Raw genomic sequence first — 13,136 nt, 5'->3', positions numbered from 1 at the left:
ATTTGTGCGTATTTTCGGCGCTCGCGAAAGCGTAGCAGTCATATGGAGAATTTTATCGTTTCAGCCCGTAAATACCGTCCACAGAATTTTTCAACGGTTGTAGGACAAGCACATATTACCACCACTCTCAAAAATGCCATCCGCAACAACCAGCTGGCACATGCCTTCCTGTTTTGCGGACCTCGCGGAGTAGGAAAAACCACCTGTGCGCGTATCCTGGCTAAAACCATTAACTGCGAAAACCTGCAGCCGGATGGGGAAGCCTGTAATGAATGTCATTCCTGTAAATCCTTTAATGAAGGCAGTTCTTTCAACATTCATGAACTGGATGCCGCCTCCAACAACTCGGTGGACGATATCCGTACCCTGGTAGAGCAGGTGCGGTTTGCGCCACAGGCAGGGAAATACAAGATCTATATTATAGATGAGGTACACATGCTCAGTTCCTCGGCTTTCAATGCTTTCCTGAAAACCCTGGAAGAACCGCCATCATACGCGATCTTCATCCTGGCTACCACGGAGAAGCATAAAATACTGCCGACGATCCTGAGCCGTTGCCAGATATTCGATTTCAAACGTATTACCATACAGGATACGGTGGACCATCTGCAGGAAATATGTACCAAAGAGCATATTGAGGCGGAACCTGACGCTCTGCACCTGGTAGCGCAGAAAACGGATGGCTGTATGCGTGATTCCCTGAGTACGCTCGATAAAATTGTCAGCTTTACCAGCGGTCATCTTACCTACCAGAATACCCTGGAGCACCTCAATATCCTGGACTACGATTATTTTTTCAGGGTAATGGGCTGCGTATTGCAACAGGACATTGCCAATGCCCTGCTTTTATTTGATGAAATTTTGCAAAAAGGGTTTGAAGGGGACAACTTCCTGAACGGCTGGGCGGAATTTTTACGCAACCTGCTACTGTGCAAGGAAGAGAAAGCGCTTCACCTGGTTGAAGTGTCGGGTAACCTGAAAGAGCGGTACCGGCAGTTGTCCGGCCAGGTGAGCCCTGCTTACCTGATCACCGCCCTCCACCTGCTCAACGAAACCGAGATCAATTACCGCATGGCGCGTAATAAGCGTTTACATGTGGAAATGGCGCTCATAAAGTTATGCTACCTCCAACAGGCGGTAACACTGGTAAGTGACGACAGCACCGGAGAGGTGTCAAAAAAAAAATTAGTCCCTGATGGATCCGTACCACAAAAGCTGCGTGCACCTGCTGCCCAGCCGGTAACGGCCAAAACCATCACAGATAAGCCTGCCACCACAGAAAATATTCAAACAACGGCGCCGGCTGCCCGTTTAACGGTCGATACCGGGGCTGGCAACCCGCCAGTGCAAAGTATTCCGGCCCCACCGGTAACTGCGCCTGTGCAGGCTCCTCCCGGCTACCCGGTAGCAACACCCGCTGCTCCTGCAGTGGTAACACCGCCAGTACAAACGGCTCCTGTACAAACTGCCACAGCTGCTCCTGTTCAGCATAACATGCCGGCGGCAACGTCAACGGCTCCCGGGGCTGCTAACAGCGGTACTCCCTCCGCTACTGCACCAGCCAGCAAACTGACCGGCCTGGCTGCCATGAAAGAAGCCATGGCAGCTAAACAGCAGGGGACTGCCCCAGCACAGATCATTGCCATCACCATGGGAGCAATCCATGTGTACTGGGAAGAATTTATTGATCTGTACCGGCAGGCCAACAAAATGACCGTGGTTAGTAACTTACAGCTGGCGCAGCTAAAGCTGCTCGGGGCTACGGAAGTTGGGATTGTAAGCCGGAATATTGTGCAATTCCGGTTTATGGAAGAAGAGAAACTGGTGATTGCAGAATTCCTCAAGAAGAAATTTAACAACCCCACCATTGTACTTACCCTGCAGCTGGACGAAAGTCAGCAGGTACAGGATATCGGCCCTGCGCCTTTATCCAGCAGGGAACAATTCCAGCAGATGTCCGAAAAATATCCGTTGGTAAAAGAGCTGAAAGACAGACTTAATATGGAGCTGGATTTCTAATCCGGCGTCTGTAATTAAATATTAACGATAGATAGACATTTTTAAACAGTTTACAATTCCTTCTTTGCGTTTTTGCGCAAAAACATGTAGGTTTGAACAAAATTTTGAATAAAACACTATGGCAGAAGTTATCAGAATGCCCCTTTTGAGTGATACGATGACGGAAGGGGTGATTGCGGAATGGCATAAAAAGGTGGGCGATACAGTAAAGGCAGACGATGTAATAGCTGAAGTGGAAACGGATAAGGCGACCATGGAAGTGATGGGTTACGTAGAAGGAACCCTCCTGTATATTGGTGTGGAAAAGGGAAAAGCAGCTAAGGTTAACGGAATTATTGCCATTGTAGGTAAACCGGGAGAAGATTATACTTCTTTGCTGGAAGATAAAAAAGAGGCTACTGCTGCTCCTGCTCCAGCGGCGGCTGCACCGGCACCAGCTCCTGCTCCACAGGCCGCTCCTGCTGCAACTGCTGCACCGGCTGATGATGCTGCATTAAAAGAAGCGCTGAAAAATGCTACTGTTATCCGTATGCCGCTCCTGAGCGATACTATGACAGAAGGTAAAATCGTTGCCTGGAATAAGAAAGTAGGCGATGTTGTAAAGAACGATGATGTACTGGCTGAAGTGGAAACGGATAAAGCGACCATGGAAGTAATGGGTTATGCCGACGGTACCTTATTATATATAGGTGTGAAAGAAGGGGATGCTGCCAAAGTAAATGGTATCATTGCCATCGTTGGTAAGGCTGGCACCAGCGTAGATGCGATACTGGCTGCTGAAGGCGCTGCTCCTGCTCCACAGGCCGCCGCTGCTCCTTCGCAGAATGGTACTGCACCTGCTGCTACCCCTGCCACAGCTCCGGCTACTGCCGCTGCAACTGCTGCCGGTAACGCAGATGGTCGTATAAAGGCTTCTCCACTGGCTAAGAAAGTGGCGGAAGAAAAAGGCATCGACATCAGCCAGGTGGCTGGTTCCGGTGACGGCGGCCGTATTATCAAGAAAGACGTAGATAGCTTTGTTCCTGCTGCCAAAGCAGCTGCACCAGCTGCGGGCGCAAGCACTGCAGCACCTGCTGCTCCTGCTTTTGTACCGGCCGGCCAGGAAGGCTTTACCGATATTCCGCTGACCAAAATGCGCCAGGTTATTGCCAGACGCCTCAGCGAAAGCAAATTTACGGCTCCTCACTTCTACCTGAAAATAGATGTGAACATGGATAAGGCCATGGAAGCACGTAAATCCATCAACGAAATTTCCCCTGTAAAGATTTCCTTCAACGACATGGTGATCAAGGCTTCTGCTATGGCACTGCGTCTGCATCCTGATGTAAACAGCAGCTGGATGGGCGACTTTATCCGTCAGAACCAGCATGTACACATCGGTTCTGCGGTAGCCATTGAAGATGGATTGATTGTACCGGTGATCCGCTTTGCTGATCAGAAAACACTGAGCCAGATCGCCAGTGATGCAAAAGGCCTGTACGACAAAGCCAAGAACAAAAAACTGCAGCCACAGGAATTCAGCGGTAATACCTTCAGCATCTCCAACCTCGGTATGCTGGGTATCGACGAATTCACTGCTATCATCAACCCGCCGGATTCAGCCATCCTGGCCGTAGGTAATATCAGGGAAACTGCAGTAGTGGAAAAAGGACAGGTTAAAATTGCCAATATCATGAAATTGACCCTCAGCTGCGACCACAGAAGCGTAGACGGAGCTGTAGGCGCACGTTTCCTGGCTACCCTTAAAGGGTTCCTGGAAAACCCGGTTACCATGCTGGTATAAACTGACTATAATAGCTATACGAAAGGCGGAGTGTATGCTCCGCCTTTTTTTTTGTGTAAAAAATAAAGCTTACCGCGCTCCACCCGTCATTCAGGCGTAAAAATGTTTCATTAGCTTTTGAAAGTTCAAAAACTTGGTATACATTTGGCCATATAAATCGTTCAAACGCTATATAAATTACAACCTACATGAACTTAGTGGAAGCAAAAGCACAGTTTATCCAAACCTGGGGATCTTTAGGCGCCCAGTGGGGTATTAACCGTACAATGGCTCAGATTCATGCATTGCTGCTGGTGATGCCCGATCCGTTGAGTGCAGATGATATCATGGAGGAGCTGAATATTTCCCGCGGTAATACCAACATGAATGTACGGGAACTAATCAACTGGGGCCTGGTAGAGCGTATCCTGATCCCCGGCGAAAGAAAAGAGTTTTTTGTGGCAGAAAAAGACATCTGGAAAGTGGCCACCTATATTGCCCGTGAAAGAAAGAAACGTGAACTGGATCCGATCATGAAAGTACTGCAGCAGTTACAACAGGCAGAAGGCGATCCTAAAGATAAAGAAATGAAAGCCTTCAAGGACTCTATTTCCAATATCACCAAGTTTGCCCAGCAAACGGATAAAACCATCAGCGCCTTTATTAAATCAGAAGAAAACTGGTTTTATAGCAGCCTGCTGAAGCTGATCAAATAATTTTTTTTGTCCCGATATTTCATTTTTTTCTGAAAATTCCGAACTAACAAAAATAAAAATGAAAAGATTTATCATTGCAGATGGGATTATCCAAAGCGTGCTTGCTATTGGTATTATCACCGGGATGCTGGTTGTCTATCTCTCCGGCAGCGGGCACGATTCATCTATCCTTTACAGTATTTATGTGTTATTGGGCTGGCAATTAGCCAGCAGTTTAATACACGTGGCAGAAAGACGGAAATTGCTGTTGCACAAATGGTTCTATTACCTGCAGCTAATGTTATTGGGTTATTGCCTGTTTATCGGCGTAACACTTGTTGCCACCCGGTGGGTTGTATTTCCTGATGTACTGGCAGACATCCTCGCCTATCTTTTCTTTGGCGGTATGTTAACCCTGCTGCCCGCGCTGATGCTCAGTATTGCCTTTTTTAGCACGAGAAGAATGTTTATGCTGTTGCGGTAAGCAATCGTTTTTTTGCCTTTACATTTCATTATTTACTGAATATTCTGAAACATGGAAAAAGAAGAAAGAGCTTCATGGCGTATTGACATGAACCTGGAAAATAAACGTATCGTTATTGCCGCCGGTACCGGTTTTATCGGTAAAAGCCTGGTCGCGCATTTTGGTGATAAAAACGATATCGTAATACTCACCCGTCGTCCGCAGGCGGCCTCCGGGCGTACCAGTTATGTGAAATGGGATGGCGAACACCCGGGTGACTGGGTTGCCGCACTGGAAAATGCGGATCTGTTGATTAACCTTACCGGTAAAAGTGTGAACTGCCGTTATACGCCTCAAAATAAGGCAGCCATCATGAGCAGCAGGGTAAATGCCACCCGGGTTTTGGGAGCAGCGATAGGCACGTTAAAAGTTCCGCCAAAGGTGTGGATCAACGCCGGCAGCGCTACCATATACCGGCATGCGGAAGATCGCCCCCAGGACGAGTTTAACGGGGAAATAGCCGATGATTTCTCTGTGCAGGTATGTAAATTATGGGAGCAGACATTTAACGATATTACCTTACCGCATACACGAAAAATCGTACTGCGTATAGGCGTTACTTTAGGCTGGCAGCCAGGTGGTGTTATGCAGCCCTACCTGCACCTGTTAAAGTTGGGCCTGGGAGGCCGGCAGGGTAATGGCAGGCAGATGTATACCTGGATACATATTACAGATGTGTGCCGGATGGTGGCGTGGCTATACGAAAATAATGCGCAACAGGGAGTTTATAACTGTACTGCGCCTCATCCTGTTACCAATGAAGTGTTTATGCGTACTTTGAGGAAGGCTGCCGGTCACCTGTTTGGCCTGCCGGCACCGGCGCCGCTTTTAAAAATCGGTGCAGCCATGATCGGTACCGAAACGGAGCTACTGCTGAAAAGCAGGTGGGTACTACCTTCCAGGGTACTGCGGGCAGGTTTTACGTTTGCATTTCCACAGTTGAAAGATGCCTTCGATGATATACTAACGCACGTGCCCCGGAGCGCTTATCACTTGTGCTGAATTCCGTAAATTAGTGGTATGGAAACCAACAACGATAAAAAACTTACAGTGGTACTGGGCGCATCGCCCAACCCGGAAAGATACAGCAACATGGCCGTTGGCAGACTTACCGCTAAAGGACATCCGGTAGTGGCTATTGGAAAACGCGCGGCCGTTATTGGCGATACACCAGTTATTACAGAACACCCGGCACTTGAAAATGTAGATACCGTTACCATGTATCTGAACCCTGTAGCGCAGAAGGAGTATTACGACTATATCCTGCAGTTGCAGCCGCGCCGCATCATCTTTAATCCGGGCGCGGAAAACGAGGAACTGTCGTCTCTTGCCAGGCAACATCATATACAACCGGTGGAAGCCTGTACACTGGTGTTGCTGAGTACTGGCCAGTTTTAGCCACATCTCCCGTATATCTTCTTATTTTTTTAACATGAAGCTGTTAGTGTTTGCTAGCAGCTTTTTCGTATATTCGTATATATTGCTGTTATCCCCCAATGAAATGCATCCCATATTGTTGACCCAATAAACGCATGGTATTACTTCAACAGGCAGGCATTATAGCATAACCCAGATTTGCATGTTCACCCTTTAACTATACATTTTATGCAATGGAGAAGATTTAATGGAGAGGTCATCCACCTTCCGGTCAAGGAAGAAGTACGGCAGGCCATTGTTCGCGAAACCGCCAGGGGGTTTCGTTTGAAAGTATGCATTGGCACCGATTCCCAGGTAAAAGGACTGGATACAGAATTTGCGACGGTGATTGTTTTCCTCCGGGAAGGCCACGGCGGATTTATGTTTATCCACAACGAAAAAACCAAAGATCGCTATTCTATCAAGGAACGTATGCTGGTAGAAGTAGCAAAGAGTATTGAGATTGCCTATGAGCTGTGCGACCTGTTTACAGAATATGATGTAGACATGGAAGTACACGCTGATATCAATACCAATCCTCAGTTCAAAAGTAACCTGGCGCTGCGCGAAGCAATGGGATATATCCTGGGTATGGGCTTTGCTTTTAAAGCCAAACCGGAAGCCTTTGCCAGTAGCAGCTGCGCTAATAAGATCGTGAATTAAGGCGCCCCGTTTTTTGTACCTCTCTCAAATATTTTTCTGACGTGATACCACGTCAGGTGGCTTTTTCTCCCCTTATCAAGCTACCTAAATATCAATCGCCATTGTAACTTTCTCCCCGCTCCCAACGCTTAATATACAAACAACCCTTAGTATGACGCCGGCCCAATCACTGTTAGCAGTTTTGCTATCTGCATCTATCAGCATCGTTGCCTGTAACCATAAAAATGAGGTTCCTGTTATTACGCCTGAAGCGAACGCCCTTTTTATCAGTTTTGGCGGCGGTAGTATGCCACGCGCAAACACGAAAAAACTGCAGATCACACCGGAGGCCAGCTACGAAATTACCATTACCGCACAAGGAAGCACCAGCACCAGGCTTGCAGATAATATTCACGACAGCCTGAAACAATACCTCAGCAGCTTCCCCATAGCCAGTATCAAAGCAGATTCTCAGATAGCCAGTTATAGCCAGCTTGGCACTGCCGACAATGCATTTCAGACATTTACCAGCATACAAAAAGCACCGGCGGATACCACCAACATTTCGATAGACTACGGCATTCACGTACCTTATATGGATGATTTTCAGAAGAAAATAAATCAAACCATCGCCAATTGTAAGTTATTGGGCGATTAAAAATTCCCTGATATGAAAATTAATTACCGGATTATCACACTTTTATTATTGATCATTTTTTCCGGTTGCCGGAAAAAAGAGGATAACAGCCCTCTTGTTCAAATTGAAGGAAAATGGGTACTGGTAAAGATTACCGGTGGCATCAGCGGCCAAGGCAGCCCCGTTACCAATAAACAGGAAATCATCTTCCATCATGGCACCTACCGGTTGTTTGTAAATGATGCAGAACAACTTTCGGCGTCATATACACTCAAACAAACAGATACACCGGATGGGAAGATGTGGTTGCTTGAAACAGGCAGTCAGTTTAAAAATTACATTGAAATAAAAAACAACCTGCTCACAATGATGCCTGCAGAAATTATAGATGCCAATGGCGCAGTTTACGCAAGAGTATATTAGCCTTACTATATAAAAGCACATGGCCGGCATTTATAAATGCCGGCCATGTGCTTTTATATGATAACCCGTTAGTCTTTTAATAACCACATCACACTGTTCACATTATCACTTCCTCCAAACTGGCGTTGCAATGCTTTATCCATATTGGCATTGTTGTAACTCAATTCATTGGCGGGATACAGCCATCTCACCGGAAACTGTGTACCCGGTGTATTAAGATTGGTAGATGAATTGAGCACAAATGCAGGATAACCGGTGCGCCGGTGCTCATACCATGCATTGTAGTTGCAGCCTTGCAGGAAACCTGCCAGGTACTTTTGTAATATGATCTGCGACAGCTGATTTTCCATATTGCCGGTAAGCGCTACGGACGTAACATAGCCCTGAATGTAGGTGTCATCCATTTTCATGTTGTGATGAAAGTCGGCCTGATCAGGTGTGTACGCTGCGGTAAACTTCATGGCGTTGGTAATCCCATTTGCGTAATAAATTTGCGCCGGCGTAGCAGCAATCCATCCACGGATAGTAGCTTCCGCCAACACGAATTGCAATTCAGCGTAGCTGAATACGCTTACCGGTTCTGCATTTACAAGGTTTACATAGCGGTTGTTCAGATCTGAATAATCTTTGGATACCCGCATCGTTTGCAGCGCGGAAAATGCATTGGAGGGTTCTGCTCCTACATATGCATCCCAATCGTTGGCCAGTTTACCGGCAGCAATTTTTACGGGAGATGGTTTTGCATAATAGAAAAGGCGGCGGTCCTGTAACGCTTTCAGCGGATTTATCAGCGTTGCGGAAAGCATGGTATAATTCGATTTTACAAATGAATTACCGGAACCGGCGGGAACATCTGACCAGGGATAATTTTGTCCGGCTGCCGGAGTATAAGTGAGCGCAAAATTATCTGTATAGGAACGCATCAATGGCCTGTTGGCAACTATATCTTTAAAGCGAGTAATGACCTTCAGATCGGCATCACCCGTTTTCCGGTAAAGATTCATCAACACATGCAATTCAAAGCTGTTGGTAAGACGTTGCCAATTATCTATTTTACCGCCATAGACAGGATCGCCGGTAAAGTCTTTACCGCCTGCGAATAAAATATTGGCGCTGTCGAGTTCATTCAAGATGCCAAGGAACACCTCTTTCTGCGTATCATATGCCGGTTGAATGATATCATTGGCCTCCCCTTTTCCTGCCTGGGAATAAGGGATATCACCTACCTGCATTGTGGTCTGGAAAAACTGCCAGGCCCTGATAAAATGCCCCAGTGCGCTGTATGATTTTCTCAACTCTTCGTCCAGCGCATAGTTGATCATCGGGGGAATGTTCCGCAGCTGTAACAGCCTGTCGAAATTACTTCTCCCGAATTTATTATACTGTAAATTCTCCTGTCCTTCTCCCCAGGTAAGGTATTTACCCAGCAGGTATGGCTGCATAAACCCTTTTGTAGTGCTGATACTGGTACGGGTAACATTCAGGATCATGTTGGTGGCCAGCAGATCTGAACCTACCTGTGCGGTTTGATTAGGATTGGAATTGATCTTATCAAATTTGGAACATCCCGCCATCATAGTTACCGCGAACGGTATTGCCAATATATACTTCAGTGAATTATTTTTCATTTGATTTGCTTTGAGGATGAAAGACTAGAACCCTACTTTAAAATTAACCCCTATCATCCGCTGTGACGGAGAGTTCAGGTTTTCGTCGTCCACATCGGGATCTGAAAATTTGAATTTTGTAAAGAGGAACAGGTTCTGTGCGGTAACGGAAACAGATGCATTTTTGATGCCGGTACGTGCCAGTGTATTCGCCGGGAAACGATACCCTACAGAGAGTTCACGGACTTTCACAAAAGATTTTTTCTGAATACCGCGATCACCGCCTCTGAAATTCTGTGCATAGTCCTGGTAAGAAACTTTGGTATCGTTGGCTGCATATTGACGGTTATCACTTACGATCTTACCAAAGTTATCATAGGCGACGCTGCCTGAAGTTACCTTTACGCCTTTACCCACATAGTTAGTTCCCCCATTTACCACTTCATCATAACGGAACTCGTTATCTGACTCAGGGTTAGTACCTGAATCCCACATCTTATCATAGATATAATTGTACATCCATCCGCCGATACGACCGTCTATATTGAGTCCTACCGTAAAGTTGCCGATGTAGAACGTATTGATAAAACCGAAACTGAAAGCAGGATCTGTATAACCATACAGTTTTTCATAGTCACTTTCTACCGGGATACCATTGTTATGAATGATGTTACCATTGGGATCTCTTAACCAGTAGTAATCTGTCATGGCATCGAGCCTTTCCTTTGTTTTCACCCAGGGCTTTTTGGCAGAATAGACAGAATCGAGGTTTACATAATAGCGGTGTTGATTAGACCAGTTGATGGTAGATACCCATTGGAAATTTTTCTTTTTGATGACGGTGCCGCCGATGGTAATTTCCACGCCTTTTCTCACATAGGTTTCCCCGGTGTTTACCAGTGTGGAATCAAACCCGCTGGCGCCGGAGATAGGCACAAGGTCCTGTTGGTTATAATAATATTTATTAAAATAGGCAACGTCTACATTCAGGCGTTTTTTAAACAGGTAGGCGGCAGTACCAATTTCCCAGGTACGTTGTGAGCTGGGCAGGATATTGGCGCCCAGCAGGCGATTGGGATACCTGGCCGAGTTTGCGCCATTCCATACACCGGTACTGGTGCTATAGAGACGGTTGATATCATATGGATCTGCCGGTGTTTTAAAAGTAGCCCAGGAGCCACGGATCTTCCACATATCGGTAAATGCGGGCATTTTGAATAACTCGGATAATACCACACTTGATCCAACAGAAGGATAAAAGTAAGCCCTGTTAGCTTTAGGTTGCGCAGAGTTCCAGTCGTTACGGCCTGTTGCATCCACAAAAACCGTATTCTTCCAGCTCACTGCCAGTCTTCCGTACAAGCTGTTTACCTGGTTACTGATATAGGAAGGATTAAAAGTCGGTGCTTCTACAGAGCCATTCAAGGAAAAATAAGTAGGCGATACCAATCCGTTTTTAGTAGAGGCGAGCAGTCCTTCTTTCTGATAATAGTAGATGGTGCCACCTGCCATGGCGTCAAAATTCCAGTTGCCTGCTTTTTTGGTGTAACTCAGGATCGCGTCGTTGTTGGTGCTCCAGCCCCAGGAGCTGTTAATGCTGTATAATCCTTTTGCGTTCCAGCCACCCCTGGTAGAGTAAATATTGGCCATAGGATTAGTTTGTGTTGATTTATTGCTGTACACGTCATAACCCAGGCGTACCAGGAGGGTGAGGTCGGAATTAAATTTATAGTTAGCCGTTAAACTTGCATTGGTGGTATTCTGTTGTATGCCATATAGTTTTTCGTTGGCAATCAGGTAAGGATTATCGTACCAGTTGGTATACATCCAGTTTTGTGTTTTGTTTGGTACTTTCCAGTAGTCGCGATACTGGCGGATATCATACTCAGGGCCTGTCCACATGGTGAGCTGATAGATATAGCCCTGGTTACCGTAGCCGGTACCCCATGTTTGCGGCGCTATTCTTTTACTTACGCCCATGTGACCTTCGAGGGTAAATTTCTCTGTTGCTTTCAATTCACCGCCGAGGGTAAAATTGTACATATTCATTTTAGCATTGGGGAATTGCCCTTTGTTGCAAATATGGTTCATGGATGCGCGGAAGCTTCCATATTTTCCGCTTTGGGATACGTTGATATTGTTGTTGGTGATGAGGCCCAGCTCCATGAAATTTTTCAGGTTATTTTTCCCTACTGAGTTCAACGGGCGGTTATCTTCAAACTGTTTTGTTTGCGGATTCCAGTCTCTCGCGGTATTTCCCACATCCAGTTTTGGTCCCCATACATAGTCGTTGTCTATTTCGCCGTATTGTCCGCGGCCGTAAGACGATTGTGTTTTAGGGATGGCCAGGAAACCGCTTTGCAGCATGGTGTTGCTGTTGATGTTAACAGCGAGGCCGGTGCCTGATCCTTTTTTGGTGGTGATCAGGAGTACGCCACCGGCTGCCCGGGAGCCGTATAATGCAGAAGCGGTAGGGCCTTTGAGCACATCGAGGCTTTCGATATCATCTGCGGGAACATCGCGCAGGGTCATGTTGGCATAGGGTACCCCATCTATTACCAGCAATGCTTCCTCGCCTCTGAGCTCAATAGTAGGTTTGGCGAAAAACTCGGTAGAATTTTTTACTACCAGTCCTGATACCTGGCCGGTGAGGGAAGTGGCCATATCTACCCCTTTTACCGTTTGTACCGCCTCGCCTTTTACCTTTTGTACGGCATATCCCAGGGCTTTCTCTGCGCGTTTGATACCGAGAGCGGTTACCACTACCTGGTCGATGTTAATAGCCTGATCATTCAGTACTATGCTGATGGGTTGATTTCCATTTACGATATATTCTTTTGGCGTATAGCCCAGCAGGTTAAAAAGCAGTACATCGCCATCGTTTACATTGTCAAGGGAGAACTCACCGTTTGTGTTGGTTACGGTGGCCCTGGAAGTACCCTTTACCTGTACAATCACGCCTGGTAAGGCATTTCCGAGAGAGTCCTTTACTGCACCTTTAACGGTTTGTTTTTGTGCCACCACCTCATCTACGGTGAGTTTTGTTTGGGCGGGGTTGGTTTCGGTTGTTTTTACCACGTATAGTTTACCATCTATTTTTTTGCAGATGAGACCGAGTGGTGCAATGTATTTATTCAGGTTACTTTCGATGTTGTCTGCTTCAAATACGTTGGTGCTTTGCAGTACAATATTTTTTCCCTTCAGCAGGTTGGTATTGTAGCTAAACCGGACATCGAACCGGGCTTCCAGTTGGTTGATGACGGTAATAAGCGGTACTGCCGCGGTATGATTTTCGCGGGCGGCGCCTTTTGCTGTTTGTGCTTTGGACCATTGCAAACAGCATAGCAAAGCGGTAACCATTATCAGCCGGAAGCTGATTGATTTAATTTTTTTCATAACTAAATTTTGGCTG

11 protein-coding genes are annotated in these 13,136 nt (G+C 46.4%); 9 read left to right on the top strand and 2 right to left on the bottom strand.

Annotated features, from left to right (window positions below; genetic code table 11):
* The first annotated feature begins 42 nt into the window (after positions 1 to 42).
* The 9 genes from KE626_RS18625 (at position 43) to KE626_RS18585 (ending at position 8,117) form a co-directional block, all read left to right on the top strand.
* Positions 43 to 2,019 (top strand): DNA polymerase III subunit gamma/tau, encoded by a 1,977-nt coding sequence (locus KE626_RS18625; protein WP_211974446.1) that lies wholly within the window; start codon positions 43 to 45, stop codon positions 2,017 to 2,019.
* Between the two features lie 118 nt (positions 2,020 to 2,137).
* Positions 2,138 to 3,802, top strand: coding sequence for a pyruvate dehydrogenase complex dihydrolipoamide acetyltransferase (locus KE626_RS18620; RefSeq protein ID WP_211974445.1), 1,665 nt, complete (start codon positions 2,138 to 2,140; stop codon positions 3,800 to 3,802).
* A gap of 188 nt (positions 3,803 to 3,990) precedes the next feature.
* Complete coding sequence (locus tag KE626_RS18615; RefSeq protein ID WP_211974444.1) at positions 3,991 to 4,497, top strand: GbsR/MarR family transcriptional regulator; 507 nt, start codon at positions 3,991 to 3,993, stop codon at positions 4,495 to 4,497.
* A gap of 58 nt (positions 4,498 to 4,555) precedes the next feature.
* Entirely contained in the window at positions 4,556 to 4,960 is a 405-nt protein-coding gene (locus KE626_RS18610) for a hypothetical protein (RefSeq protein WP_211974443.1), read from the top strand.
* 51 nt (positions 4,961 to 5,011) lie between these two features.
* Positions 5,012 to 6,001 (top strand): TIGR01777 family oxidoreductase, encoded by a 990-nt coding sequence (locus KE626_RS18605; protein ID WP_249207551.1) that lies wholly within the window; start codon positions 5,012 to 5,014, stop codon positions 5,999 to 6,001.
* Between the two features lie 18 nt (positions 6,002 to 6,019).
* A complete protein-coding gene (locus tag KE626_RS18600; protein ID WP_211974442.1) occupies positions 6,020 to 6,397 on the top strand; it encodes a CoA-binding protein in 378 nt (125 codons plus the stop codon).
* 207 nt (positions 6,398 to 6,604) lie between these two features.
* On the top strand, positions 6,605 to 7,078 hold the full coding sequence (locus KE626_RS18595; protein ID WP_168761809.1) for a ribonuclease H-like YkuK family protein: 474 nt from the start codon (positions 6,605 to 6,607) through the stop codon (positions 7,076 to 7,078).
* 151 nt (positions 7,079 to 7,229) lie between these two features.
* Positions 7,230 to 7,715 (top strand): hypothetical protein, encoded by a 486-nt coding sequence (locus KE626_RS18590; protein WP_211974441.1) that lies wholly within the window; start codon positions 7,230 to 7,232, stop codon positions 7,713 to 7,715.
* Positions 7,716 to 7,727: 12 nt separating this feature from the next.
* Positions 7,728 to 8,117: a hypothetical protein gene (locus KE626_RS18585; protein WP_211974440.1), complete on the top strand. Its 390-nt coding sequence runs from the start codon at positions 7,728 to 7,730 to the stop codon at positions 8,115 to 8,117.
* 68 nt (positions 8,118 to 8,185) lie between these two features.
* Here KE626_RS18585 and KE626_RS18580 read toward each other — a convergent pair whose 3' ends face one another.
* Entirely contained in the window at positions 8,186 to 9,745 is a 1,560-nt protein-coding gene (locus KE626_RS18580; protein ID WP_211974439.1) for a SusD/RagB family nutrient-binding outer membrane lipoprotein, read from the bottom strand.
* Positions 9,746 to 9,769: 24 nt separating this feature from the next.
* The gene (locus KE626_RS18575; RefSeq protein WP_211974438.1) at positions 9,770 to 13,120 is read right to left on the bottom strand and encodes a SusC/RagA family TonB-linked outer membrane protein; all 3,351 of its coding nucleotides are present in this window, start codon (positions 13,118 to 13,120) and stop codon (positions 9,770 to 9,772) included.
* Between the last annotated feature and the right edge of the window lie 16 nt (positions 13,121 to 13,136).

The organism is Chitinophaga hostae, assembly GCF_018224885.1.
GTDB lineage: Bacteria > Bacteroidota > Bacteroidia > Chitinophagales > Chitinophagaceae > Chitinophaga > Chitinophaga hostae.
The sequence above is the reverse complement of the archived record's forward strand: the minus strand, read 5'-3'. Positions and strand labels throughout refer to the sequence as shown.

Bases quoted from the DNA above. Each gene is read 5' to 3' on its own strand.
- KE626_RS18625 (WP_211974446.1), top strand. From the start codon at position 43: ATGGAGAATTTTATCGTTTCAGCCCGTAAATACCGTCCACAGAATTTT.
- KE626_RS18620 (WP_211974445.1), top strand. From the start codon at position 2,138: ATGGCAGAAGTTATCAGAATGCCCCTTTTGAGTGATACGATGACGGAA.
- KE626_RS18615 (WP_211974444.1), top strand. From the start codon at position 3,991: ATGAACTTAGTGGAAGCAAAAGCACAGTTTATCCAAACCTGGGGATCT.
- KE626_RS18610 (WP_211974443.1), top strand. From the start codon at position 4,556: ATGAAAAGATTTATCATTGCAGATGGGATTATCCAAAGCGTGCTTGCT.
- KE626_RS18605 (WP_249207551.1), top strand. From the start codon at position 5,012: ATGGAAAAAGAAGAAAGAGCTTCATGGCGTATTGACATGAACCTGGAA.
- KE626_RS18600 (WP_211974442.1), top strand. From the start codon at position 6,020: ATGGAAACCAACAACGATAAAAAACTTACAGTGGTACTGGGCGCATCG.
- KE626_RS18595 (WP_168761809.1), top strand. From the start codon at position 6,605: ATGCAATGGAGAAGATTTAATGGAGAGGTCATCCACCTTCCGGTCAAG.
- KE626_RS18590 (WP_211974441.1), top strand. From the start codon at position 7,230: ATGACGCCGGCCCAATCACTGTTAGCAGTTTTGCTATCTGCATCTATC.
- KE626_RS18585 (WP_211974440.1), top strand. From the start codon at position 7,728: ATGAAAATTAATTACCGGATTATCACACTTTTATTATTGATCATTTTT.
- KE626_RS18580 (WP_211974439.1), bottom strand. From the start codon at position 9,745: ATGAAAAATAATTCACTGAAGTATATATTGGCAATACCGTTCGCGGTA.
- KE626_RS18575 (WP_211974438.1), bottom strand. From the start codon at position 13,120: ATGAAAAAAATTAAATCAATCAGCTTCCGGCTGATAATGGTTACCGCT.